Source organism: Pseudomonas sp. NPDC089530 (genome assembly GCF_050280705.1).
GTDB lineage: Bacteria > Pseudomonadota > Gammaproteobacteria > Pseudomonadales > Pseudomonadaceae > Aquipseudomonas.
In genome coordinates, this window is sequence record NZ_JBNNVU010000028.1 from 37,927 (window position 1) to 61,988 (window position 24,062).

The window sequence follows — 24,062 nt, forward strand, 5'->3', positions numbered from 1 at the left end:
TCACGACTGTTTTCCCTATCTTGAGGTGTCATTGATGAAAGCCTGGATCTGTCTGCCGTTGATTGCATTGGTTCTCGGTGGTTGTGCTGGCAAGACCGCTTACCGCGACAGCTGCGGTTCGCAACTGGATGCGGCCTGGCATGAACTGGACCTGGCCAAGGCCGAAGGTTTTGCCGGTACAGTCAGCTATTCCAAGGCCTTGTCGCTGTTGACCGGTGCCAAGACCCAGCAGCAGTTCGAAGCCTTCGAGGGCTGTGCCCGCAAAGCCGAAAAGGCGCGTTTCTATATTCGTGAGTCGCGTGCCGGTCGCTGATCGCCGTATCGCGGTTTACCGCTAGACTGAAGAACGCTCTTCAGTTTTCGTCTCGCAGGCGCCGTCATCGCGCCTGTAGTCATGCCAGGGCCCGGCCGCAGTTTTTGTGCTGCGTGCCGGGTCATTCGTTTCGAGGGTCAATGATGTCAGCCTTGGTGGATCGGTTGGTGGCACAGGTGTTGGGGCTTGAGGTGCGTTTGCTGGCATGCCAGGCACGATTGCAGTGGGTGACCGATACAGAGGCGCTGCATGATCTGCGCACCACGGTGCGGCGCTTGCGCAGCCTGCTGCGAGCGCTGCGCGGGTTGCCCGGGGTCGAGCAACTGGAAGCCGCCGCCGCAGCGGTCGGGCAATTGACGACACCGTTACGTGATCGTGAGGTACTGGCCGCCTACCTGCATCAGCACGATTACCATCAGGCTGCAGAGCGCCGTACTGCGGGGTTGGCCGACGCGTATCGGACGGTGGCAGCGGGTGCCGAACTCAGGCAGTTGCTGCTGGTGCTCGATGCTTTCCCGCGCTTTCTGCGGGCGGCGCAGCGCCAGGACCTGTTGCGCGGCTTGCGCAAACGCATCGAAAAGCGTCTGGCCAAGCAGTGGCAGGCATTGGATCAGGCCCTGCATGATCCGGCCCATGACCGGCATCGTTTGCGCTTGCTGATCAAGCGGGTGCGTTACGCCGCCGAGGCTTATCCCGAACTGGCCACGCTGTCGTCCAAGGCGGTCTCCCGCTTGAAGGCTGCGCAAGGGGCGCTGGGCGACTGGCACGATTGCTGGCAATGGCTGGCCCAGGCCGAACGACAGTCCGATCTGTTGCCTTGTGTTGCGGTCTGGCACACGACCATGCACACAGCCGAAGCCCAAGCCGATCGGGTGCTCGATAAGTTGAGCGCGGCTTGCTTCCGTAGCTGAAAGGCGTTTGGCGGCTTATCTGCCAGCCTTTTTGGCGGGAATAAGTGCTTTATCGCGAGGCGCTGCTGGTTAAGATCCTCGGGTCCTTCCTTCGCTCAGAGGTTCTCATGCGCTTTTCCGATTTGCTCGATGCCGTCCGCCATTCCCCATTGGAGCTGTCCATTCCGACCGACTGGGCGCAGGGGCGGGCCTGTTTCGGCGGGATGGTGGCGGCTTTGCAATATGAGGCCATGCGCGCAAAAGTTCCTGCCGATCGCCCGGTGCGTTCGTTGGCGATCACCTTTGTCGGCCCGGTGGTCCCCGAGGTGGCGGTCAGCTTCGAGGTCGAGGTGCTGCGCGAGGGCAAGGCCGTCAGCCAGGTGCTGGGGCGTGCCATGCAGAACGGTCAGGTGGTGACGCTGGTCCAGGGTAGTTTTGGCGCCTCCCGTCCGTCCGAGGTGACGGTCGCCGCCGAGGAAGCACCTGCCATGAAGCACTGGGACGAGTGCCAGGAGCTGCCTTACGTCAAGGATGTACTGCCGGAGTTCATGCGCCATTTGGCGATGCGCTGGAGCATCGGCGGCATGCCGTTCACCGGCAACAAGTCACGGGACATGGGCGGCTGGGTACGCCTGCGTGGCGATGTGAAGGAAGAGCCGCTGACCGAGGCGCATATCCTGGCGCTGGTCGATGCCTGGCCGCCGGCCTTGCTGCCGCACCTGAGCCGTCCGGCACCGGGCAGCACCCTGACCTGGACCATTGAGTTCGTGCAGCCGCTGCTGGAATTGAACACCCTGGACTGGTGCAAGTATCGGGTGAACATCGAGCACGCCCGCGACGGTTACGGGCATGCAGCCGCGGCACTCTGGAGCGCGGACGGCCGGTTGATCGCCCTGAGCCGCCAGACGGTCACCATTTTCGGCTGAAACCCGCTCAGTGCCGATGGCGCTCGCGCCAGGCACGCCACCAGGCGCCGCTGAGGACAAAGCGTGGAAAGGTCACGAATTGCTCCACCAGCAGGCGCTGCACTGCATCTTTGCGGTCACTGAAGGGCTCGGCGGCTTGTGCCTCCAGGCTGTGGCCGTGACGCTGCAGGCCCAGGGCGGCCAGTAGGCCGACCACGCCGATGGCGATATTGGTGAAGTCCAGGCCGAATACCCCTGAAACCAGCAGCAGAAAACCGACGATGAACAGCGGCACGGCAATCAGGTGCAACACCAGGTTGGTCGGGTTGCGGTGGTTGTGCGGGTAGGAGCGCCATTGCCAGGCGGGGAGGTTGGGGTGACGTTTGCCCATGATGCGGATCCTTGATTCATAAGAAGCTTATGTATCAAGGATAGGTCCCTGGCCGGGGCCGGGCGAATCAAGGCTGGCTATAAGGGCGATAGGCTGGGGGGGCTTGCGCTCCAACAGGTCGACGGCTGTCGGAACGCAGGTCGTCCGCGGTTTAAAGCTTCAACTGGCCGATAGCCTTGCTCAACTCTCCGGCCAGGGTCGCCAGTTCATTGCTGGTGGTGGCCGAGTCGACGGTCTGTTGCACGGTGTTTTCGGTCACGTCACGGATACTCACCACGGCGCGATTCATTTCTTCCGCCACATGGCTCTGCTGCTCGGCCGCCACGGCAATCTGGGTATTGCTTTCGCGCATCTGCGCCACGGCCGCAGTGATTTCCGCCAGCGCTTCACCGGCCTCCTGGGCCTGCTGTACACAATCGTCCGCCTTGAACGAGCTTTCCTGCATGAAGTCCACCGCGTCGCGGGTGCCGGCCTGCAAGGCCGCGACCATCCGGGTGATTTCGTCGGTGGAGGTCTGTACCCGTTTGGCCAGGTTGCGCACCTCATCGGCGACCACCGCGAACCCCCGGCCCATTTCACCGGCGCGCGCGGCTTCGATCGCGGCGTTGAGTGCCAGCAGGTTGGTCTGTTCGGCAATGCTGTGAATCACATTGACCACACCGTTGATCTTCTGGCTGTCCTCGGCCAGGCGCTGGATCATTTCGGCGGTCTGTTGCACGCCGGTGGAGAGCCCGGAGATGGATTTCTGCACGCGGCTCACCACTTCCTGGCCACTGCCGGCGAGGGTATCGGCGGCTTGCGAGCGGTCCCGGGTGGCGCCGGCGTGCTGGGCGATGTGATGGACGGTGGCGGACATTTCGTTGATCGCCGTCGCGGCCTGATCGGTTTCGCTTTGCTGGCCCAGCATGCCGTGACGTACATCGTTCATGCTCGAGGCCAGGCGCGCGGCACCGATGTCCAGTTGCCGGGCGGTGTTGGCGACTGTGTTGACCACCCGCTGGTAACCGGCTTGCATCGCGTTGAAGGCTCCGGCCATCTGGCCGACCTCGTCGGTGCACGACAGGGGCACGCGGGCCGACAGGTCGCCAGTCTTTTCCACATGCAGCATCACATCCTTGAGGGTGTTCAGTTGGCTTAGCAGAAAGCGGATCAGCAGTTGCGAAGCGCCGAGCATCGCCAGCATCAGAATGAACACGGCCACCGCGTATTGGCTGAAGCGCTCGCCGAAGACCTGGCGCAGGCTCGGCCCATGGGCCAGCACCGCGACCTGTTGGCCATCGGCCCGGGATAGCACTTGTGCGCCGATCAGTGGGTTGTCGCCGAACAGCGGCATGTCATTGAGTGCTACCCATCCAGAGGCATGGCTCAGTTCCGGCAGGGGGCGTTCGTCGAGGGTGGGGATCTGGCCGGCAGTGAAGTTCAGCAGGTTCCCGGCACTGGGCAACGCTTGCCCGGAGGGCCAGGCACCGAGGAGATTCGCTTGGGCCTGGGAGGCGTTCTGTGAGGCTTGGCTACGGGCTTGTTGTTCCAGTTGGACGGCGTACAGGACCAGTAGCAGGGTGGTCACGAAGGCGACTGCATTGACCGCCCAGAACTTGTATTTCAATGAGATATTGCTGAGCCAGGCACCCATGGAAGGTCTTCTCTGATTAAGCGGAACAGTATTGGCAAGGTGCCATTAGTGTGCCGCTATGCAGAGGGCTGAATCTTGATGTGAATCAAGCAATATCGGGCAAGTCGAAAAAGGCGCGGGCAGTGGCGGTGGTATGGGCCGCCAGGTCTTCCTGGCTTTCGCCTCGATGCAGGGCCACTTCACGCAACACTTCAGTCAGGTAGGCCGGTTCGTTGCGACCGTTCTTCGGCTTGGGTCGCAGGCTGCGAGGCAATAAATACGGGGCGTCGCTTTCGAGCATCAGGCGGCCCCGGGGAATGTCCCTGACCAGCGGGTGCAAGTGTGTGCCGCGGCGTTCGTCGCAGATCCAGCCGGTGATGCCGATGTGCAGGTCGAGGTCGAGACAGTTGAACAGGGCGCGCTGTTCGCCAGTGAAACAATGCACCACCGCTGCCGGCAAACGGTCACGAAACTCGCGGACTATTTCCAGCAGGCGTTGGCTGGCATCACGTTCATGGAGGAAGACCGGCAGTTGCAGTTCAACGGCCAGGGCCAGATGTTCTTCCAGCACTTTTTCCTGCTGCGGGCGGGGGGAGAAGTCCCGGTTGAAGTCCAGGCCGCATTCCCCCACGGCCTTGACGCTGGTTTCCTTGAGCAGGCTGCGCAGGCGCTGCGCGCTGCCAGCATTCCAGTCGCTGGCGCAATGCGGATGAATGCCGGCGGTGGAGAACAGTTGGCGACCGCTCTCGTCCAGTTGCCGAGACAGTTCGAGCGCCTGTTCGCTGTCATCGACACTGGTGCCAGTGAGCACCAATTGGCACACGCCGGCGGCATAGGCACGGTCCAGTACTGCGCGATGTTTCTCGGCGAAACTCGAGTTGGTCAGGTTGACGCCGATATCGATGAGTTGCATGGTGCTATCTCCGCCTGCGGCCGGAAAGCATATCAGAGCTGTAGATTTATAAGAAAAGCCAAGAACTACAATGAGTTGAAGCTGTCTCTTGATGCCGCAAGCAAAGTACCGGTTGGTTTGCCAGCCGGGGTTGTGCCAGTCTTTCGCATCTTGTCAGCGCTCTAGGCGCTCTGTTTCTGTCGCCCTATTTTTCACTTATGTCATAGAGATCGGACAGTATTCTTCCCGGAGAGCGGATGACGCGACCCTCGGTTTTGCTAGCGTTGTGCTTGTCGTTGCTGCTGCCGCTACCGGCCGTAGCGCGCTTGGCTGGTCCACCGGAAGCGGCGGTCACAGGCAAGCTTCGCGACCTGGCGGAGATTCGCAGTAGCCGGGTCCTGCGGGTATTGGTCAACCAGAGTCGCAACAGCTCCGGTGAAGTCCAGGGGCAGGCTATCGGCGTCGAATACCACCGTCTGCGCGCCTTTGAGCAGTATCTCAATGGCCATGCCCGTGACGGTCAGGAGATCAGCCTCAAGATCATTCCCAAAGCCAAGGACCAACTGCTCGGTGCGCTACAGCGCGGTGAAGGGGATCTGGTCGCTCCGGGAGAACTGCTGGACGCGCTGCCGGGTCAGGCGGTAAGCCCCAGTGAGCCAGTTGCCAGCGACGTGCCGTTGCTGCTGGTGGGGATCAAGGGTGAGCGGCGCTACACGCATCCCGAACAGCTCTCCGGCAAGACCCTGGCCTTGAGCACTGGCAGCGCCGCCGGGGATGCGGTGAGCCAGATCAATCAGAAACTGGCATTGCACAAGCTGGCGCCGATCAAGGTCGAGTGGGTCGACCCGAGCCTGGCAGTCGAAGATGTCCTGGAGATGGTTCAGGGTGGGATCTTTCACCTGACCATTGTCGAGAAGCCCATTGCCGAGCGCTGGGGCAAGATCCTGCCGAAGCTGCGTTTCGATCGGCAACTGGTGATCAGCGAGCCGGGGGAGGAACACTGGTTCGTACGGCGTGACGCCTCGATGCTGCGGGCCAGCGTCGATCGGTTCTTGAAGGTCTACAAGGCACCAGCGGATCAGGACGTCGCGTTCTTGCGCATCTATCGGCGCCTGTATCAGGTGCATAACCCGCTGACCGGTGCCGATCGCCAGCGCCTGGAAAAACTGCGTCCAGTATTGCAGAAGCATGCCGATGCCCAAGGCATGGATTGGTTGAACCTGGCGGCCCTGGCCTTCAAAGAGTCGGCGCTGCAGCCCACCGCCAGAGGTGGCAGCGGCCCAACCGGCCTGATGCAGATCACCCCGTCGGCTGCCCAGAGGGTCGGCGTCAATAATGTGCAAACCCTCGATAACAATGTGCTGGCCGGAGCCAAGTACCTGGCGTTGATCCGGCGCAAGTTCTTTGCCAGCCCCAAGCTCAACGAACGCGAGCGCATGGCGTTCGTCCTGGCTGCCTACAACATGGGGCCGGAGCGCGTGCAGGGGATGCGCACCGAAGCCCGGCGACGCGGGTTGAATCCCAATCAATGGTTCTTCCAGGTAGAGCGCATCGCCATGGAGCAGGTCGGGATGGGGGCCGTCAGCTACGTGAATAGCGTCAACAAATACTACTTGGCGTTTGACCGTGAGCGGGAATCATTGGAGCCGCAAGCGCGCAAGGTCGTTACACGTAAATAATCGAAAAATTCGATTTGTTTGTCGCTATTTTTGCGCTTTTAGTGTTGGTTTTTACGATTAATATGGCGACCCATAACCCAACACTACAAAGGACTACACAGCATGAGCACACTGATCAAAACCGTACTGAGCACCCGTGCAGGCTATGGCTTGAGTGTTCTGCGAGTTTTTGTCGGCATCATTTTCGCCGCTCACGGCGCGCAAAAACTCTTCGGCCTGTTTGGTGGTTACGGATTGGCCGGGACTGCTCAATGGATGGAAAGCATCGGTCTGGCGCCGGGACATCTGATGGCATTGTTGGCCGGTGGTACGGAGTTCTTTGGCGGTCTGGCGCTGATTATCGGTCTGTTGGCGCGTCCGGCTGCACTGGGTTTGAGTTTCACCTTGGTGGTGGCGATTCTCTCCGTACATATCGGTAATGGTCTGTTCATGGCGAACAACGGTTATGAGTTCGGCCTGGCGCTGCTCGGCGGCACCATTGCGGTGCTGGTTGAAGGGGCGGGCAAATTGTCCCTTGATGCCGCGATTGCCAAGTAACTTCGATAGACACCCAAAGGCCCGCTTATAGCGGGCCTTTTCGTTGCCGCGGATTCTTGACACTACCCCAGCGGCTCTCTAGGATTGCTGCTCATGCGCCGATTTAAACAGCTACTTGCGGGGCGCCAGGTGATCAGGAACATCGCCGATAGAAGCTTTAAACCGGCTTCGAAATACCGCTAAAGCGCTGGTTCGGTGTTGCCTCTCACCTGCCCGGCAGAAAATTGAGGCAGAGACACGACACGATGAATGCACTTCACCCTCCTGTACGTCTTGCGCCGATCACGGCGAACCTTATTCAGCGCAATCCAAAAATTCTTCTTGGCGGCAAGCACCAGCCGACATTGCTGCGTTATCTCGATGGCTGGCCGCGTCGCAGTGCCGGTCCTTCGGCCTTTCTGATTCAGTTCATTGAAGACGGTGAATCCCTGGCCCGTTTTGCCAACGACAGTTTTGACCTGGCGGTGATACAGGCGCCCAGCTCGGAAAAAGCCACCGAAGTCATCAGGCATCTGACCCGCGTGGCTCGGCAGGGGCTGATCACTCGTCGGTAAGTGATCAACCAGGCTGTTGGGGCTTTCTGCTGCCTCTGACATCTGGCTAAAGGCTCCCTGCATACTCAGGGCTTTAAACCACGGAGTTGCGTTTGGCCAACTCCGCCAGTGCGACCAGATTGGAAACGTTGAACCGTTTTAGCAGCCTGACCTTATAGGTACTGACGGTCTTATGGCTGATCAATAGTGCGTCCGCGATTTTCTGATTGTTGAGACCGCTTGCCAGCAGTTTCAGCACCGTGATTTCCCGGTCGGTCAGTTGGGCAATCAAGACACTTTCCTGGCAGGCGGCATTGGTATTCTGTTGCAAGGTGCTGATTGTATCTTCGGGGAAGTAGCTATACCCCGACAGTATGGCTTTTACCGCGTTGGCCAGTTCGTTCAGATTATCGTTCTTGCACAGAAAGCCAGCTGCACCGGCTTGTAAGCAGCGCAGTGCGAAGTTCTTGGAGTTGCTGGAAGTCAGCACCAGGGTCTTTATCGGCAGCCCAGCCGACTTTATATGGGAAATAACGGAGAAACCGTCGAGGTTGGGGATGTTCAAGTCCAGGATCAACAGGTCCGGAAGATGTTTGCGTACCAGCTGGACGGCATCGGCACCATTGTCTGCTTCCGCGACGATGTTATGTTCGTGGGGCTCTAGAACGGTTCTTATGGCAAGTCGAATCAATGGATGATCGTCGACGATAATGATACTTCCCATGTAAGGTATCTCGATGTTCAGGTGGTTGTTTTCATGTATCTTATCCGACCCCTCTGAAAATCAAATCAGACGAATCTTATAGTTGCTGTAGGGGCTGAATAATGTTCTGCCGACGTTCGGGGTAGTCATTCAGGAGCCTTGTTTCTCGGGGCTTCAAGGGTTTGTAAGGGGGGGTGAATTCTTCAGGGGTGTCCGGTCATTGAACGGGCCCTTACTGAACCTTGCTTGGCAAGCGACCTCCATTTTGCTGCGGCGAAGTCAAGTGTGAAGAAATATACCGCTGAATGAACTGGCGAATATCGGACGGCTTTTTATAGTTTGCTAGTGTCTTTTGTTCGGCATTTGTCATGGGGTGATAAAGATTGTAAGTGTTGAGTTTTACGAGTTTGCCGGATACAGGAAGAACTAACTGTTTGCTTTATGGCAAGGTAGAACGGGTTGGACGGGTTCATTTATCATGGGCCGTGCAAGATGGGCGGCGTCGCCAGAACAGGCACCGGCTCCTCCCACCTGATATTGCGAACAGCCCATAAGGCGCTGCACGGGGAATGTATCCAATTGAGTACCAAGCTCATTACGCAGGAAGGCTTCGAGGCTCTGAAAAATGAGCTGGATTACCTGTGGCGGGAAAAGCGTCCGGATGTGACGCAGAAGGTTACCTGGGCGGCTTCCCTGGGGGACAGGAGCGAAAACGCCGATTATCAGTACAACAAGAAACTGCTGAGAGAAATCGATCGTCGGGTGCGCTACCTGCGCAAGCGCCTCGAAGATATGAAGGTGGTGTCTTATTCGCCAGAACAGGAAGGCCGAGTGTTTTTCGGGGCCTGGGTCGATATCGAGAACGAAGAGGGTGAAACCAAGCGTTTCCGTATCGTGGGTTATGACGAGATTTACGGGCAGAAGGACTACATCTCCATCGATTCGCCCATGGCCCGGGCGTTGTTGAGGAAGGAAGTCGGCGACGAAGCGATGGTACAGACGCCGGGCGGCGAAATGTGCTGGTGGATCAACCAGATCGAATACGTGAAATAGACGGCGTGCGAGGGGGTTACCCCTCGCGCAGTACGGTCAGGGGGCTGGCGTTCAAGGCTCGGCGGGTTCCATAGACACCCGCCCCGCCCACCAGCAAGGCGCCGATAACGGGCAGGAGCAGCAGCCAGGGATGCGGATGCCAGGGCAGGTCGAAGGCAAACCGATACAGCACCAGGCTCACCAACTCCGACCCCAATGCGGCCAGTAGTCCGCTGACGGCTCCCAGCAACCCGAACTCGATGCGGCGGGCCTTGACCAGCAACTGCCGCTCCGCCCCCAACGCGCGTAGCAGGGCGCCCTGGCGAATCCGCTCGTCCAGGGTCGCCTGCAGTCCGGAAAACAGCACCGCCATGCCGGCGGCGAGCACAAACAACAGTACGTACTCCACGGCCAGGGTGACTTGGGCCAGGATACTGCGCAGTTGTTCGAGCAAGGCTTCCACTTGCAGGATGGTCACCGCCGGGAAGGCTCTGGACAACTCGACCACCTGCTGATCGTGGCCGGCGGCCAGATAGAAGCTGGTCAGGTAAGTGGCGGGCAGGTCCCGCAGCGTGCCTGGCTGAAAGATCATGAAGAAGTTGGGCTGGAAGTTGTCCCAGTTGATTTCCCGCAGGCTGGTTACCCTGGCCTCGCGATTGATGCCGCCGACACTGAAGGTCATCCGGTCACCGAGTTTGAGTTTCAGGCTTTCGGCCACCTTGGCCTCCACCGAGACCCCTGGCAAATCTCCTTCGGGCTGTGGTGTCCACCACGCGCCGCTGGTGATTTTATTGCCTGATGGCAGGTCCGCCGCCCAGGTCAGGCTCAAGTCCCGCTGCACGGCGCGGTCACCACTGGAATCCTTGCTGACGATATCCCGGACCGGTTCGCCGTTGATGCTGATCAACCGACCCGGCACCACCGGATACAAAGGGGCAGAGGGTGCGGAAAGCGCCACCAGTTTGTCGGTGAAGGCCTGCTTGTCGGCGGGCAGGATATTCAGGGCAAAGTAGTTCGGCGCGTTTTTGGGCAGTTGGTTCTGCCAGGTATCGAGCAGTTCTCCGCGTAGCAGTGCAATCAAGGCCATCGACAACAGAATCAAGCCGAAGGCCAGGGATTGCCCGGCGCCGGCCAATGGATGCCGCAGCAGTTGGCCCAATCCCAGGCGCCATGGCAACGACGCTTTGGCCAATAGGCGACGCAGGCTCTGTAGAGCCAGCAGCAATAGTGCGCCCAGAATCAGGGCCGCGATGACGCCACCGCCCAGCAAGGCGAAGGTCAGCAGCAGGTCCAGGCTCAGGCGCCACATGATCAGCCCCAGGGCCAGCAAGGCTGCGCCATATACCATCCAGGTGCTTGGAGGGATCGGCAACAGATCGCGACGCAGCACCCGCAGTGGCGGGACACGGCCCAGCGCCGCCAATGGCGGCAAGGCGAAACCGCCAAGTGCCACCAGACCGGTGCCGATGCCGGCGATGGCCGGGAGCAATCCGCCGGGAGGTACGTCGGCCGGCAGCAGGTCATGCAGCAGATAAAACAGCCCAAGCTGGGCAAGCCAGCCCAGCAGGGCGCCGACGAGGCTGGCCAGGATGCCGAGCATGGCCAGTTGCAGGGTGAACAGCAGTATGGTTTCCTGGCGTGACAGGCCCAGGCAGCGCAGCAGGGCACTGGCGTCGAAGCGTCGGGAGGCGAAGCGCGCAGCGGACAGGGCGACCGCGACCCCTGCCAGCAGCACCGCCACCAGGCTGGCCATGTTCAGGTAGCGTTCGGCCTTGCCCAGGGCTCCGCCGATCTGACGGTTGCCGTCCCGAGCATCCTGCAGGCGCTGATTCGCCGCCAGCCCCGGTTTGATCGACTGACGATAGCTTTCCAGGGCCGGTTCCGGGCCGCGCCAGAGTTCCTTGTAACTGACCCGGCTGCCCGGTTGCACCACGCCAGTGGCGTTCAGGTCGCTCAGGTTGATCAGTACCCTGGGAGTCAGGCTATAGAAGTTGCCGGCGCGATCCGGTTCGTAGGTCAGGACCCGGCTCAGGCGCAGCGTCTTCATGCCGACGTCGATGGTGTCGCCGATTTTCAGGTCCAGCGCTGTCAGCAGTCGGGCTTCGACCCAGGCTTCGCCGGGGCGCGGGCCACCGCCGCTTTCTTCTGCCGCGTAAGGGGCTGGGGCGCTTTTCAGCTCGCCACGCAGCGGGTAGGCGTCGTCCGCGGCCTTGATGCTGGAAAGCTGAATGCCCTTGTCGGTGGCGATCACGCTGGAAAATTCAACCACCTGCGCATGCTGCAGACCTAGTTCCTGGCCGCGTTGTATCTGTTCCGGCCTGGCCGGGGAGCTGCTTTCAAGCAGCAGGTCGGCACCGAGAAACTCCGTGGCGCGCAACAGCATCGCGCCATTGAGGCGGGCACCGAAATAACCGATGGCGGTGCTGGCGGCTACCGCTACCACCAGGGCGAAGAACAGCACCCGCAGTTCTCCGGCGCGGGCATCGCGCAGCAGTTGGCGAACGGCGAGGCTGAACAGACGCAACAGCGGCAGGCGTGCCATCAAGGCTCCAGGGGGGCGACCAGCAGGCCGGCTTCAAGGCGGATCAGGCGCCGGCAACGATGGGCCAGGCGTTCATCATGAGTGACCAGTACCAGCGTCGTGCCGCTTTCCTTGTTCAGCTCGAACAACAGGTCGCTGATGCGTTCGCCGGTATGGCTATCGAGGTTGCCGGTCGGCTCGTCGGCGAACAGCACGTCGGGCTCGGCGGCGAAGGCGCGGGCAATGGCCACCCGCTGTTGCTCGCCACCGGAAAGCTGGCGTGGCGAATGGCTCAAGCGTTGCCCGAGCCCGACGCGCTGGAGCAGTTCTGTTGCACGGGCCCGAGCATCCCGGCGGCCCTCCAGCTCCATGGGCAGCATGACGTTTTCCAGGGCGTTAAGGCTGTCGAGCAGTTGGAACGACTGGAAGACGAAGCCCACATGCTCGGCGCGGATGCGGGCGCGCTGGTCTTCGTCCAGTGTGCTCAGGGGGCGACCGGCCAGAGTGACCTCACCGCTGCTGGGCAGGTCGAGCCCGGCCAGCAGGCCGAGCAGGGTGGATTTTCCAGAGCCGGAGCTGCCGACGATGGCCAGGCTGTCGCCTTTATTCAGTTCCAGGCTGAGTTCATGCAGGATGGTCAGTTCACCTTCCGCGCTGGGAACCACTTTGCTAAGGTTCCGCGCACTGAGAATGCTTGCGCCCATGGAGAATCCGATGCGTGTGTGGTTTTTGAGTGCTGGCCTGGCCTTGATGTGCATGGCCCAGAACGCAGCGGCGGGTACAGTCCTGATCGTTGGCGATAGTATCAGCGCGGCTTTCGGCCTGGATACCCGGCAGGGGTGGGTGGCGCTACTGGAACAGCGGCTCAAGAACGAGGGGTTCAACGACAAGGTAGTCAATGCGTCCATCAGCGGAGACACCAGCGCAGGTGGTCAGGCGCGGCTGCCGGCGCTGCTTGCAGAGCATAAGCCACAGCTGGTGATTCTCGAGTTGGGCGGCAACGATGGCCTGCGTGGACAGCTGCCGACGCAATTGCAACAAAATCTTGCTTCGATGATCGACAGTTCCAGGGCCAGTGGGGCCAAGGTGCTGCTGCTGGGCATGCAACTGCCGCCCAATTACGGCGTGCGTTACACCCAGGCCTTCGCCGAGGTGTACAGCAAGCTGGCGAACGAGAAGAACGTCGCGCTGGTGCCGTTTTTTCTGGAGGGGGTCGGCGGTAATCCCGAGCTGATGCAGGCCGATGGCATCCACCCTGCGGTCGGTGCTCAGGGCAAGTTGCTGGAAAATGTCTGGCCGACGCTAAAACCGCTGCTTTGACGCTTTTCTACCGGCAGTGTTTCGGCTAATGTTGCGCCCCCGATTTGGAGCCCCCGATGCCGCGTCCCGCCTGGTCCCTGTTTGCCTACCAACTGATCGAGCCTGACGAGCAGCTCGACCTGTTCGCCTGCCAGGAAGTCCGGGTGCATCTGGTGACACGTCAGTTGGAACTGGGCGGCTCTGCCGATCGCACCTTGTGCGGTACCTTGCTGCCTGCACAACCGCGCTGGTCGGGTGTCGACCGGACCATTTTCCAGGACCAGCGCCTGTGCCCCTTGTGCCGCGCGATCCTCGAATCGCAAAAGCGCGGCACGCCACCGATCTGGCCAGAGTTGCGTTTCGAGCTGTAAGACCGCAAGTTTCTGCCCGGGCAGCTTCCTTGCGCTGCGGCGGTAGTCGCTCCCGCAGCCAAGGGGGCCGGTGTACAATCACTTTTTTATTCGTCGATCATGCGAAGGATTTTCCGGATGTTGCCGCGCTTTCCTGTCGTCACCCGTTGCCTGACGCTCGCCGCACTTTGTGTGGCTGGCCCCGTTGCCGCATTGGAACTGCCTCTGCCACCGCCAGGCGAAGATATCGTCGGTCAGGTGCAGGTGATCAAGGCCAAGTACGAAGACACCTTTGCCGACTTGGGCACGACCTATGACCTGGGCTATTACGAGATGGTCGCGGCCAACCCGGGGGTCGATCCGTGGTTGCCGGGCGCCGGCACCGAAGTGGTATTGCCGACGCGCTTCATCCTGCCGCCGGGCCCTCGCGAAGGTATCGTGATCAACCTGGCCGAATATCGCCTGTACTACTACCCGAAGGGGCGGAACGTGGTGTACACCTTCCCGCTGGGTATCGGCCGGGAAGGCTGGGGGTCGCCGATCGCCCATACCAGCATCGTCGCGAAAACCCCGAATCCGACCTGGACTCCGCCGGCCTCGATCAAGGCCGAGCATGCGGCGGACGGTGACCCGCTGCCAAACGTGGTGCCGGCGGGACCGGATAACCCGTTGGGGCCGTTCAAGTTCACCCTGGGGACTCCGGGTTACCTGATCCACGGTTCGAACAAGAAGTTCGGTATCGGCATGCGTACCAGCCACGGCTGCTTCCGGATGTTCAACAACAACGTTCTGGAAATGGCGAGCATGGTGCCGGTGGGAACATCGGTGCGCATCCTCAACGATCCATATAAGTTCGGTGTCAGCGGCGGCAAAGTCTACCTGGAGGCGCACACACCGCTGGACGACAAGGGCAATCCGTCGGTCGTGGACAAACACACCGCAGTGATCAACGCTCTGCTCAAGCGTGAAGACTTGGCCAATAACCTGCGGATGAACTGGGATGTGGTGCGCGACGTAGTGGCGGCCGAAGACGGTTTGCCAGTAGAGATCGCCGTACCGACCAAGGCACCTGTGGTGTCGGCGCTGCCTATCGATATGCAGCAATAACGGCAGGAACAGTAACCCGTCGATGCCTCTGGGTGTCGACGGGTTTTTTATTGCCGGAAGAAAACCGGGCAATAAAAAAGCCGACCCAATACATGGGTCGGCTCGATAACAATCCCGAAGGATTATTACTTGCGGCTAGCTTTTTCCAGCATACGCAGAGCGCGCTCGTTAGCTTCGTCAGCAGTCTGTTGTGCTTTTTGAGCAGCAGCCAGAGCTTCATCAGCTTTACGGTAGGCTTCGTCTGCACGAGCCTGGGCGCGAGCTGCTGCGTCTTCAGTTGCAGTCAGACGAGCTTCGGTTTCTTTGGATACGCTGCTGCAACCGGTAGCCAGAACTGCGGCCAGAGCCAGAGCAGAGAATTTCAGAACGTTGTTCATCGTGTTCCCCTTCAAGGACTTTCTATTAAGTAGCTATCTCATCCGAGTGATGAAATGGCCGGCGTACATACTACCCATTACTTGTAGTAAGTAAACTGACGTAGCGCAAGAAGCAAAAAAAATTCTAGGCGTTGAATCTTTTTCGAGCAACTTTTTATCGGGTTGTATGAAAAATACACAACCTTGCCATCCAGTTGGGAGCTTGCGCTTGTTCCTCATACCTGTCGCAGAGCCCCTCTGCACGGCGCTTGCGGAGTGTAGGCCAAAGTCTATCTATATCGAATCGTCTACACTTTTGTTCAGAATCTGTGGGGCGCCTCACGTATCTTTGTCCATGTTGAGGTGACTTTAAATGGGTGAGCTCGTCTTAAATCTCAACACCCGGCGATGTTCAGGTTGTTGATTACCCAGCAGTTCGAACGAGCGCTTTGCATGTATCAGGAGTCGGTTTGGGCTGGCATCGAGGCCGAACAGGCCAGGCGTCAGTAGCTAAGCCACAAGCGTCCCTTGAGCATTGGCGCCAATGGTGCTTACTATTTGAAACGTGCTCGGTCATGCGAGAGCGGCAGGCTCTCCTCGGTGTCCAGATAGGCACGGGGTGGCGTAGTTGTTCCTTCGCCGGAAAAACATCGGTAAGGTAGGGGTCAGAATCAGACCCGCGAGGAGTAGTGATGAGCGAGGCGTTGTCCATCCACCATGACCAGGCTGGTCATCAGTTCGAGACCAATGTGGACGGTCATCGTGCCTACCTGACCTATATGGACCTGGGTAAGCAGACCCTGGATATTTATCGGACGTTCGTACCCAACGCGCTGCGTGGCCGTGGCATTGCCGCGGCGCTGACCGAGCAAGCGTTGGAATATGCCGATCGCATGGGCTACACGGTCATTCCGTCGTGCTCGTACGTGGAGCGCTACATGGAGCGCCATCAGCGCCACGCCGCGAAACTCTGAGTGGGGACACCAAAAAAAACGCCGGGCTTGGCCCGGCGTTTTTGTGTCCGCGATACGGAATCAGTTGCGAACCCGTTTCGGCAGGACGTCCTTGAGCTTGGCGTGCATGCTGCGCAAGGTTTTCTCGGTGCTTTCCCAGTCGATGCAGGCGTCGGTGATCGATACGCCATATTGCAGTTCGGCCAGGTCCTTGGGAATCGCCTGGCAGCCCCAGTTCAAGTGGCTTTCGACCATCAGGCCGATGATCGACTGGTTGCCTTCGAGAATCTGGTTGGCCACGTTCTCCATCACCAGCGGCTGCAGCGCCGGATCCTTGTTGGAATTGGCGTGGCTGCAGTCGACCATGATGTTCGGCTTGATCTTCGCCTTGTTCAGCGCCTGCTCGCACAGGGCGACGCTGACCGAGTCATAGTTCGGCTTGCCATTGCCGCCGCGCAGCACCACGTGACCGTAGGCGTTGCCCTTGGTGGTGACGATCGAGACGCCGCCTTCCTGGTTGATGCCGAGGAAGCGGTGAGGGCTGGAAACCGATTGCAGGGCGTTGATGGCGACGGTCAGGCCGCCGTCGGTGCCGTTCTTGAAACCTACCGCGGAGGACAGGCCGGAAGCCATTTCGCGGTGGGTCTGGGATTCGGTGGTCCGAGCGCCGATCGCCGACCAGCTGATCAGGTCCTGCAGGTACTGCGGGGAGATCGGGTCCAGCGCTTCGGTGGCGGTCGGCAGGCCCATCTCCGCCAGGTCCAGCAGCAGCTGGCGACCGATGTGCAGGCCGTCCTGGATCTTGAACGAGTCGTCCAGGTATGGGTCGTTGATCAAGCCTTTCCAGCCAACGGTGGTCCGCGGCTTTTCGAAGTACACGCGCATCACCAGATAAAGGGTGTCGGAGACTTCGGCGGCCAGGACTTTCAGGCGCTCGGCATACTCGTGGGCTGCCTTGACGTCGTGGATCGAGCAAGGGCCGATGACGACGAACAGGCGGTGGTCGGTGCCGTCCAGGATATTGCGGATCACTTCGCGACCCTTGGTCACGGTGCGCAGGGCGACGTCGCTCAGGGGGATGTCACGCTTGAGTTGATCGGGAGTGATCAGGGTTTCGTTGGAGGCGACGTTAAGGTCGTTGATCGGTAAATCAGCCATCGTGTTACTCGTCAGGTCACGGGTGCCGGCCGCCAGCGATCCCCGCGCGGCGGAGCACAGCGGATTTAAGCGCGTCGGGGAGCCCGAACCTTAGCGCGTTACACCGGGGCTCGACAATGGGCAGAGGCGGGTTTAATCCAGTGCTGGCTGCATAAAAGCCTGCTGAACCCGGTCATGGGAGAACTCGTCGGCGTGCTGTTCGACCCATTGCTGGGCTAGGACCTCGATCTGTCGTTGCTCGGCCTGGGGTTCGTGCAGGTGGCAGTAGTGGGCGATCTGGCAGACCTGCTCGCTCATCCGGGCGCGGAACAGGGTCTGTTCGTCGATGAAGGCGATTCCCACCAGATAGCCGTGCTTGCGTCGCAGGCACCAGGCGACGTAACCGTTGTACCGGGCGTTTTCACCGAGTGTGGGGATGCGTACTTCGAGGGCGGTGCCGCGGCGCCAGGCGCGGTGATAATTGCAAGCCATGCCGCCGAGACTGATAGTGTGCAACCGTTGACGCGAAATGCAGGCGTGCTTGCGTAAGGTCAGCTCAACCGGAACATCGTCAGGATGAGGAATGAAACGTCCCATGAACGCGAACTCCGAGTGTCGGCTATGTGACATTGTTCTCCCCAGTATAGTGGTCGAATCGGAGCTGACTGATTTCGATATCGATCAACGACTGCTGGCGATGAGCGGTGTTTCGCTGGTGGTATTCACCAGCGTCGGCTGTGCCAGCTGTCGCTGGGCCAGGCAGCAGTTGCCCGGATTCGATCTGCCGATCGAGCAGTTGTGCTGGATCGACGCGGGGAACAATGGCGGAGCGGTCGAGCGTTATCAGGTCTTTCACCTGCCGGCACTGTTCGTGGTGCGCGACGGTGAGTTCTATGGGGCCTTACAGTCGCGCCTGAACGCCGGTGAGCTCAGCGAGCACCTGGCTCAGGCGCTGAATCGAATTCCAGAGGAGTTGCCTTGATGGAAGCAGTCCACACGCCGCGAATCGGCATTATCGGTACCGGAGCGATCGGTGGTTTCTATGGGATGTTGCTGGCGCGAGCCGGCCTGGATGTGCATTTCCTGCTGCGCAGCGAGTTTGCTGCGGTCGCCGAGCGGGGGTTGCAGCTTAATAGTGCGGTACACGGCGCCCTGACCTTGAACCCGGTCCAGGCCTATGCCCACGCCGAAGACATGCCGCCCTGCGATTGGCTGCTGGTGGGGGCCAAGACCACCAGCAATGCCGAGTTGGCTCCGGCGATCCTCCGCGCCGCAGCTCCTGGCGCGAAGGTGCTGTTGCTGCAGAATGGCCTGGATGTGGAAGACAGCTTGCGCGAGCTGCTGCCCGACTCGCTGCATCTGTTGGGCGGGCTGTGCTTCATCTGCGTGCACCGTGCCGGACCGGGGGTGATCGAGCACCAGGCGCTGGGCGCGGTGAACCTGGGGTATCACAGCGGGCCGGCGGCGCAGGACGAGTCGCAGCGCCAGGCGATAGTAGAAGAGGGTGCCGCACTGTTCCGCCAGGCCGGTGTCGGTTCCCAGGCCATGGCCAACCTGCAGCAGGCGCGCTGGCAGAAGCTGGTGTGGAATGTGCCGTATAACGGCCTGTCGGTGTTGCTCAAGGCCAGCACCACGCCGCTGATGGCCGACGCCGACAGCCGCGAGCTGATCCTGGCCCTGATGCGTGAAGTGGTGCAGGGGGCCCAGGCCTGTGGCCATGGCATGCCGGACGGCTATGCTGAGCACTTGTTCAAGGTGACCGAAGGCATGCCGGACTATTGGCCGAGCATGTACCACGATTACCAGCACAAACGTGCGCTGGAGTTGGCGGCTATCTATGCCGCGCCACTGGCCGCGGCCAAGGCGGCGGGATGCGAGCTGCCGAAAATGGAAGCCTTGTATCAGGCGTTGAGCTTCATCGACCGGCATAACGGTTGAGCGCAGCCTTGGGGGAAGCGATATGGCAAAGAGCCTGGGCGGTAAACTGGTGGTGGCGATTTCGTCGCGGGCCCTGTTCGATCTGAGTGAAAGCCATAAGGTCTATCTGGCCGAGGGCGTCGAGGCCTACCGCAAGTATCAGATCGATCATGAGGAGGAGACCCTGGAGCCGGGCGATGCCTTCCCCCTGGTGAAAAAGCTCTTGAGCCTCAATGCCAGCCTCGGCCGTGCGCGGGTCGAGGTGGTGCTGGTATCGCGTAACAGTGCCGACACCGGCCTGCGGGTCTTCAATTCGATCCAGCACTACGGCCTGGATATTTCCCGGGCCGCTTTTGTCGGTGGGCGTAGCCCCTATCCTTATCTCGCGGCCTTTGGCTGTGACCTGTTTCTTTCCACCCATGCCGAAGACGTGCGCAGTGTGCTGGAGGCCGGATTCGCCGCGGCGACCATTCTTTCCGGTGGTGCCCGCCGCGCCGCCAGCGCCGAACTGCGGATCGCCTTCGACGGTGATGCCGTGCTGTTTTCCGATGAGTCGGAGCGGATCTATCAGCTCGGCGGCCTGGAAGCCTTTCAGGCCAAGGAGCGCGAGTCCGCTCGTGAACCGCTGCGTGGTGGGCCGTTCAAAGGTTTCCTCGCCGCGCTCAATCTGTTGCAGCGCGAGTTCCCCGATGACGGCTGTCCTATCCGCACCGCCCTGGTGACAGCGCGTTCGGCGCCGGCCCACGAGCGGGTGATCCGGACCCTGCGCGAGTGGGATATCCGTCTGGATGAGTCGTTGTTCCTGGGCGGTCTGGAGAAGGCCGCCTTTCTCGAAGCCTTCGCTGCCGATGTGTTCTTCGACGATCAGGCCGGTCATTGCGAGCTGGCGCGCGAAGTGGTCGCCACCGGCCATGTGCCCCATGGCATCAGCAACGAAACCCGGGTTTAGCTCAATGTTCACGGGCCCGCGCGGGACATCGTAGTCGCCTTGGCACTGCTAAGCTGAATCAATCTCCGCCATATTGGCAGTTGAGGAGGTCATATGATTCGTTCGATGTTGTATGCCACTGACCTCGGTCTGTATGCACCCTATGTGATGCAGCATGCCCTGGAACTGGCTCGAACATTCAATGCCGACTTGCACGTGGTTCATGCGGTGGAGCCCATGGGGCTGTTTGCCGAATCGGTGTTGCAGAGTTACCTGGACGAGCAGGCCCTGAACGAGTTTCACAGCCAGGGCCTGAGCACCGTGATGGCGAATATCGAACAGCGGGTACTCGACAGCTTTCGCGAGGAGTTGGGGGAGGGCATGGAGGACCTCGCCCTGATTCAATCGGTCAGGGTCTTTCAGGGGGACCCCTCGCACGTCATCCTCGAACAGGCGTCGAAACTCTCGGTGGATCTGTTGATCGTAGGTAGTCACAGCCATGGGGTGGGCGGCGAAACGCCGCTGGGCAGGACGGCGGCCAGGGTGCTGCAACTGGCCAAGGTTCCGGTTTACCTGGTGCCTTTGGTGCAGCGTCGGCGACTCGGAGATATCTGACGCAGTGATTGGAATTTTCTGAGGAAAAGTTCTAGATTTATTCGTCAAACCATTAATATAGTTATATACCGTCGCTGATGCCCGTGGCGTCTACCTGCTTTGAGGGATTCATATGAAGCTTCAACAATTGCGCTACATCTGGGAAGTGGCGCACCACGACCTCAACGTTTCTGCTACAGCCCAAAGCCTTTACACCTCCCAACCGGGTATCAGCAAGCAGATCCGCCTGCTCGAGGACGAACTGGGCGTCGAGGTATTCGCTCGCAGCGGCAAGCACCTGACCCGCGTCACTCCGGCTGGTGAACGCATCATCACCACCGCCGGCGAGATTCTGCGCAAGGTCGAAAGCATCAAGCAGATCGCCCAGGAATTCTCCAACGAGAAGAAGGGCACCCTGTCGATCGCCACCACCCATACCCAGGCTCGTTATGCCTTGCCGCCGGTGATCAGCAGTTTCATCAAGCAGTACCCGGACGTGGCACTGCATATGCATCAGGGTTCGCCGATGCAGATTGCCGAAATGGCCGCCGATGGCACCGTCGACTTCGCCATCGCCACTGAAGCGCTGGAGCTGTTCGGCGACTTGGTGATGATGCCGTGCTACCGCTGGAACCGTTGCGTGGTAGTGCCGCAGGGCCACCCGCTGACCAAGCTGCCGAAGCTGACCCTGGAAACCCTCGCCGAATACCCGATCGTGACTTACGTGTTCGGTTTCACCGGCCGTTCCAAGCTCGACGAAGCCTTCAGCCATCGCGGCCTGACGCCGAAGGTGGTGTTCACCGCCGCCGACGCCGACGTGATCAAGACTTACGTGCGCTTGGGCCTGGGCGTGGGCATTGTCGCCAAGATGGCGGTCGATACCAAGCTCGACAGCGACCTGGTGGTGCTGGATGCCAGCGAGCTGTTCGAGTCGAGCATCACCAAGATCGGTTTCCGCCGTGGCACTTTCTTGCGTGGTTTCATGTGCGACTTCATCGAGAAGTTCGCCCCACACCTGACCCGCGAAGTGATGGCCAAGGCCATCCAGTGCCACAACAAGCAGGAACTCGAAGAGCTGTTCGACGGCGTCGAACTGCCGGTCCACTAAGTTCTAGCCGGACTTACTTCACCTCGGTGACAGCGAACTGTTGCCGAGTGCCGGCGACGACGATCTCCAGCTCATCCCCCTCGAACTTGCCCAGCAGACCTTTGCCCAGCGGTGAGCGAGGGGTGATGACAGTCACCGGTTGTCCCACCACGTCTACCTTCAGGCCCGCCCCGTCGGGTGCCAGGAACAGCCATTGTTCGTGGCCGTTTTCGTCCTCGAGACCCAGCAGCGCGCCGACCTGGATGCCGAGATTCTCGTCGTACGGGCGCAGCGTCAGGTTCTGGCAGAGCGCCAGGGCCTGGCGGATTTCCTCGACGCGCCGGGCCTGGCCAGCCGCCAGATAGGAGGCTTCGAGCCCCAGGGTGTCGTACTTGTTTTCGGCAATGTTCTCTTCGTGGGTCGCCGCCTCATAGGCGGTCTGCGCCGCGCGTTGGGCGATCTCCAGATCGCCGCGCAGCTTGTCGAGAATCAGTTGGTGGACCGTAGGCTTGTGCATGGTCAGGTTCGTGATCAATCGCAGAATTGCAGGACGTTGGCCCGGCTCTTTTCGTTGGGTGCCGTCTGGTCCTGTTGCAGCCAGAACTGGCATTTCGGGTTGGCCTGGTTGCGCAGGTTGTTGCGGGCATTATCCAGCGCCTGCTGCTGTTCGTTCTTGCGCAGGTTTTCCTGGTATTGCTCGAACATGGGGTTGGCCGCCACCGGCTCGATGCTGGCGGGTTTCCCCAGATATTGCACGGCCTGGGCGACGGGCGCCAACGGCGGCTCGAACCCAAAGCGCGAGGCCAGCCAGCCGGTCAGGGCGATCGCCAGGAAACCCAGCCACAGCCCCAGGGCGATACTGCCGCTGAGCTGAAGGGCGTTTACGCTGATACGTAGTGGTCGACGGGGTGTCGCGCGATTGGGCATGGCAGCCTCCTGGCAGGCGGTGTCGGGCAAGCGGCAATTGTCGCACGAAGATTATCGACGTTGGCTCTTCTGTCGGTGGCGATTTATGCGGACAATCGGCGCCTTTGCCAACTGGAGCCCGGAATGAAAGCCTCCTGGGATATTTTCTGCAGCGTCGTCGACAACTACGGCGACATCGGCGTGACCTGGCGGCTGGCCCGGCAATTGGTGGCCGAGCATCGGTGCGCGGTGCGGCTGTGGGTGGATGACCTGCGGGCCTTCGAGCGCTTGTGTCCGACGGTCGATAACGCCTTGCCCCAGCAGTGGCAGGAAGGCGTCGACGTACGTCATTGGCCGGCTGAGTGGTCGCCGGTGGCGGCTGCGGATGTGGTGATCGCCGCCTTCGCCTGTCAGCTGCCGCCGGTATATATGGAGGCGATGGCCGAGCGTGAGCGCAGGCCCTTGTGGTTGAACCTCGATTATCTGAGCGCCGAGGCCTGGGTGATAGGGTGTCACGGGCTGCCTTCGGTGAAGTTCAAGGGGGTACAGAAGTACTTCTTCTTCCCCGGGTTCCAAGCCGGCACCGGCGGGTTGCTGCGCGAGGCCGGGCTGCTGGAACAGCGCCGGGCGTTTCAGCAGGCCCCGTTGGCACGGCGCGGCTTCCTTGAAGGCCTGGGGATCTTTGCCGCAGCCGATGCGCGGCTGATATCGCTGTTCGCCTACGAGAACGCTGGCCTGGCCAGTTGGCTGGATGTGCTGGCGGGCGACGCGCGCGCCACTCATCTGCTGGTGCCCGAAGGGCGGATCCTCGGTGACGTGCAACGCTGGTTGGGTGTCGGCGCGCTGGCGGCAGGGGACGTGCATGTCCACGGTGCCTTGACGGTGCAGGTGCTGCCATTCGTCCGGCAGCAGGACTACGACCGGTTGCTGTGGGCCTGCGATTTTAATGCCGTGCGCGGCGAAGACTCGTTCGTGCGGGCGCAGTGGGCCGGTCGGCCGATGCTCTGGCACATTTATCAACAGGACGAAGACATCCACCTGGACAAGCTCGACGCCTTTCTCGAACTCTATACCCAAGGGCTGTCGCTGGAAGCCAAGGCGGCGCTGATCGACCTGTGGCGGGCCTGGGATGCTGGCGGCGACATGGCGCCAGGCTGGAAAAAACTGCTCGAGCACTGGCCGGAAGTGGTCGTGCATGCCGAGAAATGGTGTCTGGAACAGGGCTCGCGGCCCGATCTTGCTGCGGCGCTGGTGCAGTTTTACCTAAATTGGATATGATACGCGGCCTAGATTTTTGTAAATCCCATCCAAATTCGGATATTCGCAATGAAAACTGGTAAAGAACTCAAACCCGGTACCGTGATCCGTATCGACAACGATCCTTGGCTGGTTCAGAAAGCTGAATTCACCAAGTCCGGTC

The 24,062-nt window shown here is 60.6% G+C and carries 28 protein-coding genes and 1 pseudogene; 18 read left to right on the forward strand and 11 right to left on the reverse strand.

Annotated elements, in window-relative coordinates; translation table 11 throughout:
• Positions 1-34 precede the first annotated feature (34 nt).
• The 3 genes from ACQKQA_RS13360 to ACQKQA_RS13370 all read left to right on the forward strand — a co-directional run bounded on the left by ACQKQA_RS13360 (position 35) and on the right by ACQKQA_RS13370 (position 2,129).
• The gene (locus ACQKQA_RS13360) at positions 35-313 is read left to right on the forward strand and encodes a hypothetical protein (protein WP_427557891.1); all 279 of its coding nucleotides are present in this window, start codon (positions 35-37) and stop codon (positions 311-313) included.
• A gap of 143 nt (positions 314-456) precedes the next feature.
• Positions 457-1,224: a CHAD domain-containing protein gene (locus ACQKQA_RS13365; RefSeq protein WP_427557957.1), complete on the forward strand. Its 768-nt coding sequence runs from the start codon at positions 457-459 to the stop codon at positions 1,222-1,224.
• A 107-nt stretch (positions 1,225-1,331) separates the two neighbouring features.
• Positions 1,332-2,129, forward strand: a complete 798-nt coding sequence (locus tag ACQKQA_RS13370; protein WP_427557894.1) for an acyl-CoA thioesterase — start codon at positions 1,332-1,334, stop codon at positions 2,127-2,129.
• Between the two features lie 7 nt (positions 2,130-2,136).
• Here ACQKQA_RS13370 and ACQKQA_RS13375 read toward each other — a convergent pair whose 3' ends face one another.
• The 3 genes from ACQKQA_RS13375 to ACQKQA_RS13385 all read right to left on the reverse strand — a co-directional run bounded on the left by ACQKQA_RS13375 (position 2,137) and on the right by ACQKQA_RS13385 (position 5,024).
• Positions 2,137-2,499, reverse strand: a complete 363-nt coding sequence (locus ACQKQA_RS13375; RefSeq protein WP_427557897.1) for a terminase — start codon at positions 2,497-2,499, stop codon at positions 2,137-2,139.
• A gap of 151 nt (positions 2,500-2,650) precedes the next feature.
• Positions 2,651-4,132, reverse strand: a complete 1,482-nt coding sequence (locus ACQKQA_RS13380; RefSeq protein ID WP_427557900.1) for a methyl-accepting chemotaxis protein — start codon at positions 4,130-4,132, stop codon at positions 2,651-2,653.
• 85 nt (positions 4,133-4,217) lie between these two features.
• A complete protein-coding gene (locus ACQKQA_RS13385; protein ID WP_427557903.1) occupies positions 4,218-5,024 on the reverse strand; it encodes a TatD family hydrolase in 807 nt (268 codons plus the stop codon).
• A 236-nt stretch (positions 5,025-5,260) separates the two neighbouring features.
• Here ACQKQA_RS13385 and ACQKQA_RS13390 point away from each other — a divergent pair, with 236 nt between their 5' ends.
• The 3 genes from ACQKQA_RS13390 to ACQKQA_RS13400 all read left to right on the forward strand — a co-directional run bounded on the left by ACQKQA_RS13390 (position 5,261) and on the right by ACQKQA_RS13400 (position 7,773).
• Positions 5,261-6,682: a transglycosylase SLT domain-containing protein gene (locus tag ACQKQA_RS13390; RefSeq protein ID WP_427557906.1), complete on the forward strand. Its 1,422-nt coding sequence runs from the start codon at positions 5,261-5,263 to the stop codon at positions 6,680-6,682.
• Between the two features lie 102 nt (positions 6,683-6,784).
• The gene (locus ACQKQA_RS13395) at positions 6,785-7,219 is read left to right on the forward strand and encodes a DoxX family protein (protein ID WP_427557909.1); all 435 of its coding nucleotides are present in this window, start codon (positions 6,785-6,787) and stop codon (positions 7,217-7,219) included.
• Positions 7,220-7,464: 245 nt separating this feature from the next.
• Positions 7,465-7,773 (forward strand): class I SAM-dependent methyltransferase, encoded by a 309-nt coding sequence (locus ACQKQA_RS13400; protein ID WP_427557912.1) that lies wholly within the window; start codon positions 7,465-7,467, stop codon positions 7,771-7,773.
• Between the two features lie 73 nt (positions 7,774-7,846).
• On the opposite strand, the gene ACQKQA_RS13405 is transcribed toward ACQKQA_RS13400, so the two are convergent.
• Positions 7,847-8,476 (reverse strand): response regulator transcription factor, encoded by a 630-nt coding sequence (locus ACQKQA_RS13405; protein ID WP_007931372.1) that lies wholly within the window; start codon positions 8,474-8,476, stop codon positions 7,847-7,849.
• A 558-nt stretch (positions 8,477-9,034) separates the two neighbouring features.
• Here ACQKQA_RS13405 and greB point away from each other — a divergent pair.
• Positions 9,035-9,508 (forward strand): transcription elongation factor GreB, encoded by a 474-nt coding sequence (gene greB / locus ACQKQA_RS13410; RefSeq protein ID WP_044464323.1) that lies wholly within the window; start codon positions 9,035-9,037, stop codon positions 9,506-9,508.
• Positions 9,509-9,524: 16 nt separating this feature from the next.
• On the opposite strand, the gene ACQKQA_RS13415 is transcribed toward greB, so the two are convergent.
• Both ACQKQA_RS13415 and ACQKQA_RS13420 read right to left on the reverse strand, forming a co-directional pair.
• Complete coding sequence (locus ACQKQA_RS13415; protein ID WP_427557916.1) at positions 9,525-12,029, reverse strand: ABC transporter permease; 2,505 nt, start codon at positions 12,027-12,029, stop codon at positions 9,525-9,527.
• Positions 12,029-12,712 carry an ABC transporter ATP-binding protein gene (locus ACQKQA_RS13420; protein WP_427557919.1) on the reverse strand — a complete coding sequence of 228 codons (684 nt, stop codon included), beginning with the start codon at positions 12,710-12,712 and terminating at the stop codon, positions 12,029-12,031. The genes ACQKQA_RS13415 and ACQKQA_RS13420 overlap by 1 nt, the downstream gene beginning before the upstream one ends.
• 10 nt (positions 12,713-12,722) lie before the next feature.
• On the opposite strand from ACQKQA_RS13420, the gene ACQKQA_RS13425 reads away from it, so the two are divergent.
• From ACQKQA_RS13425 to ACQKQA_RS13435, 3 genes are all read left to right on the forward strand, one after another.
• Complete coding sequence (locus ACQKQA_RS13425) at positions 12,723-13,328, forward strand: arylesterase (protein WP_427557962.1); 606 nt, start codon at positions 12,723-12,725, stop codon at positions 13,326-13,328.
• 56 nt (positions 13,329-13,384) lie between these two features.
• Entirely contained in the window at positions 13,385-13,678 is a 294-nt protein-coding gene (locus ACQKQA_RS13430; RefSeq protein ID WP_016967430.1) for a hypothetical protein, read from the forward strand.
• A gap of 117 nt (positions 13,679-13,795) precedes the next feature.
• Positions 13,796-14,764 (forward strand): L,D-transpeptidase family protein, encoded by a 969-nt coding sequence (locus ACQKQA_RS13435; protein WP_427557923.1) that lies wholly within the window; start codon positions 13,796-13,798, stop codon positions 14,762-14,764.
• A gap of 125 nt (positions 14,765-14,889) precedes the next feature.
• Here ACQKQA_RS13435 and oprI read toward each other — a convergent pair whose 3' ends face one another.
• Entirely contained in the window at positions 14,890-15,141 is a 252-nt protein-coding gene (gene oprI, locus ACQKQA_RS13440) for an outer membrane lipoprotei OprI (protein ID WP_003448337.1), read from the reverse strand.
• Between the two features lie 671 nt (positions 15,142-15,812).
• Here oprI and ACQKQA_RS13445 point away from each other — a divergent pair.
• On the forward strand, positions 15,813-16,094 hold the full coding sequence (locus ACQKQA_RS13445) for a GNAT family N-acetyltransferase (RefSeq protein WP_007931380.1): 282 nt from the start codon (positions 15,813-15,815) through the stop codon (positions 16,092-16,094).
• A 60-nt stretch (positions 16,095-16,154) separates the two neighbouring features.
• Here the strand turns inward: ACQKQA_RS13445 and ACQKQA_RS13450 are convergent, their stop codons facing one another.
• Positions 16,155-17,231, reverse strand: coding sequence for a 3-deoxy-7-phosphoheptulonate synthase (locus tag ACQKQA_RS13450; RefSeq protein WP_427557927.1), 1,077 nt, complete (start codon positions 17,229-17,231; stop codon positions 16,155-16,157).
• 132 nt (positions 17,232-17,363) lie between these two features.
• Entirely contained in the window at positions 17,364-17,807 is a 444-nt protein-coding gene (locus tag ACQKQA_RS13455; protein ID WP_427557930.1) for a PilZ domain-containing protein, read from the reverse strand.
• Here ACQKQA_RS13455 and ACQKQA_RS13460 point away from each other — a divergent pair.
• From ACQKQA_RS13460 to cysB, 5 genes are all read left to right on the forward strand, one after another.
• On the forward strand, positions 17,806-18,192 hold the full coding sequence (locus tag ACQKQA_RS13460; protein ID WP_427557933.1) for a thioredoxin family protein: 387 nt from the start codon (positions 17,806-17,808) through the stop codon (positions 18,190-18,192). The two genes, ACQKQA_RS13455 and ACQKQA_RS13460, sit on opposite strands and share 2 nt — an antisense overlap.
• A complete protein-coding gene (locus tag ACQKQA_RS13465; protein ID WP_427557936.1) occupies positions 18,192-19,148 on the forward strand; it encodes a putative 2-dehydropantoate 2-reductase in 957 nt (318 codons plus the stop codon). The genes ACQKQA_RS13460 and ACQKQA_RS13465 overlap by 1 nt, the downstream gene beginning before the upstream one ends.
• A 22-nt stretch (positions 19,149-19,170) precedes the next feature.
• Entirely contained in the window at positions 19,171-20,076 is a 906-nt protein-coding gene (locus tag ACQKQA_RS13470) for a 5'-nucleotidase (protein ID WP_427557939.1), read from the forward strand.
• A 93-nt stretch (positions 20,077-20,169) separates the two neighbouring features.
• The gene (locus ACQKQA_RS13475) at positions 20,170-20,670 is read left to right on the forward strand and encodes a universal stress protein (RefSeq protein ID WP_427557942.1); all 501 of its coding nucleotides are present in this window, start codon (positions 20,170-20,172) and stop codon (positions 20,668-20,670) included.
• A gap of 112 nt (positions 20,671-20,782) precedes the next feature.
• A complete protein-coding gene (gene cysB, locus ACQKQA_RS13480) occupies positions 20,783-21,757 on the forward strand; it encodes an HTH-type transcriptional regulator CysB (RefSeq protein WP_007931387.1) in 975 nt (324 codons plus the stop codon).
• A gap of 13 nt (positions 21,758-21,770) precedes the next feature.
• Here cysB and ACQKQA_RS13485 read toward each other — a convergent pair whose 3' ends face one another.
• Entirely contained in the window at positions 21,771-22,253 is a 483-nt protein-coding gene (locus ACQKQA_RS13485) for a GreA/GreB family elongation factor (RefSeq protein ID WP_427557946.1), read from the reverse strand.
• Between the two features lie 14 nt (positions 22,254-22,267).
• A complete protein-coding gene (locus tag ACQKQA_RS13490; RefSeq protein WP_427557949.1) occupies positions 22,268-22,663 on the reverse strand; it encodes a hypothetical protein in 396 nt (131 codons plus the stop codon).
• A gap of 123 nt (positions 22,664-22,786) precedes the next feature.
• Between ACQKQA_RS13490 and earP the strand changes: the two genes are divergently transcribed.
• Positions 22,787-23,920, forward strand: a complete 1,134-nt coding sequence (gene earP, locus ACQKQA_RS13495; protein ID WP_427557952.1) for an elongation factor P maturation arginine rhamnosyltransferase EarP — start codon at positions 22,787-22,789, stop codon at positions 23,918-23,920.
• 48 nt (positions 23,921-23,968) lie between these two features.
• Positions 23,969-24,062: pseudogene (locus ACQKQA_RS13500) on the forward strand (elongation factor P); the annotation flags it as partial.

Bases quoted from the DNA above. Each gene is read 5' to 3' on its own strand.
- ACQKQA_RS13455 (WP_427557930.1), bottom strand. From the start codon at position 17,807: ATGGGACGTTTCATTCCTCATCCTGACGATGTTCCGGTTGAGCTGACC.
- ACQKQA_RS13425 (WP_427557962.1), top strand. From the start codon at position 12,723: ATGCGTGTGTGGTTTTTGAGTGCTGGCCTGGCCTTGATGTGCATGGCC.
- ACQKQA_RS13370 (WP_427557894.1), top strand. From the start codon at position 1,332: ATGCGCTTTTCCGATTTGCTCGATGCCGTCCGCCATTCCCCATTGGAG.
- earP (WP_427557952.1), top strand. From the start codon at position 22,787: ATGAAAGCCTCCTGGGATATTTTCTGCAGCGTCGTCGACAACTACGGC.
- ACQKQA_RS13360 (WP_427557891.1), top strand. From the start codon at position 35: ATGAAAGCCTGGATCTGTCTGCCGTTGATTGCATTGGTTCTCGGTGGT.
- ACQKQA_RS13475 (WP_427557942.1), top strand. From the start codon at position 20,170: ATGATTCGTTCGATGTTGTATGCCACTGACCTCGGTCTGTATGCACCC.
- ACQKQA_RS13365 (WP_427557957.1), top strand. From the start codon at position 457: ATGTCAGCCTTGGTGGATCGGTTGGTGGCACAGGTGTTGGGGCTTGAG.
- ACQKQA_RS13385 (WP_427557903.1), bottom strand. From the start codon at position 5,024: ATGCAACTCATCGATATCGGCGTCAACCTGACCAACTCGAGTTTCGCC.
- ACQKQA_RS13400 (WP_427557912.1), top strand. From the start codon at position 7,465: ATGAATGCACTTCACCCTCCTGTACGTCTTGCGCCGATCACGGCGAAC.
- ACQKQA_RS13435 (WP_427557923.1), top strand. From the start codon at position 13,796: ATGTTGCCGCGCTTTCCTGTCGTCACCCGTTGCCTGACGCTCGCCGCA.
- ACQKQA_RS13420 (WP_427557919.1), bottom strand. From the start codon at position 12,712: ATGGGCGCAAGCATTCTCAGTGCGCGGAACCTTAGCAAAGTGGTTCCC.
- ACQKQA_RS13390 (WP_427557906.1), top strand. From the start codon at position 5,261: ATGACGCGACCCTCGGTTTTGCTAGCGTTGTGCTTGTCGTTGCTGCTG.
- ACQKQA_RS13460 (WP_427557933.1), top strand. From the start codon at position 17,806: ATGAACGCGAACTCCGAGTGTCGGCTATGTGACATTGTTCTCCCCAGT.
- ACQKQA_RS13380 (WP_427557900.1), bottom strand. From the start codon at position 4,132: ATGGGTGCCTGGCTCAGCAATATCTCATTGAAATACAAGTTCTGGGCG.
- ACQKQA_RS13490 (WP_427557949.1), bottom strand. From the start codon at position 22,663: ATGCCCAATCGCGCGACACCCCGTCGACCACTACGTATCAGCGTAAAC.
- ACQKQA_RS13375 (WP_427557897.1), bottom strand. From the start codon at position 2,499: ATGGGCAAACGTCACCCCAACCTCCCCGCCTGGCAATGGCGCTCCTAC.
- ACQKQA_RS13445 (WP_007931380.1), top strand. From the start codon at position 15,813: ATGAGCGAGGCGTTGTCCATCCACCATGACCAGGCTGGTCATCAGTTC.
- ACQKQA_RS13450 (WP_427557927.1), bottom strand. From the start codon at position 17,231: ATGGCTGATTTACCGATCAACGACCTTAACGTCGCCTCCAACGAAACC.
- cysB (WP_007931387.1), top strand. From the start codon at position 20,783: ATGAAGCTTCAACAATTGCGCTACATCTGGGAAGTGGCGCACCACGAC.
- ACQKQA_RS13470 (WP_427557939.1), top strand. From the start codon at position 19,171: ATGGCAAAGAGCCTGGGCGGTAAACTGGTGGTGGCGATTTCGTCGCGG.
- ACQKQA_RS13415 (WP_427557916.1), bottom strand. From the start codon at position 12,029: ATGGCACGCCTGCCGCTGTTGCGTCTGTTCAGCCTCGCCGTTCGCCAA.
- ACQKQA_RS13405 (WP_007931372.1), bottom strand. From the start codon at position 8,476: ATGGGAAGTATCATTATCGTCGACGATCATCCATTGATTCGACTTGCC.
- ACQKQA_RS13465 (WP_427557936.1), top strand. From the start codon at position 18,192: ATGGAAGCAGTCCACACGCCGCGAATCGGCATTATCGGTACCGGAGCG.
- ACQKQA_RS13485 (WP_427557946.1), bottom strand. From the start codon at position 22,253: ATGCACAAGCCTACGGTCCACCAACTGATTCTCGACAAGCTGCGCGGC.
- ACQKQA_RS13430 (WP_016967430.1), top strand. From the start codon at position 13,385: ATGCCGCGTCCCGCCTGGTCCCTGTTTGCCTACCAACTGATCGAGCCT.
- ACQKQA_RS13395 (WP_427557909.1), top strand. From the start codon at position 6,785: ATGAGCACACTGATCAAAACCGTACTGAGCACCCGTGCAGGCTATGGC.
- oprI (WP_003448337.1), bottom strand. From the start codon at position 15,141: ATGAACAACGTTCTGAAATTCTCTGCTCTGGCTCTGGCCGCAGTTCTG.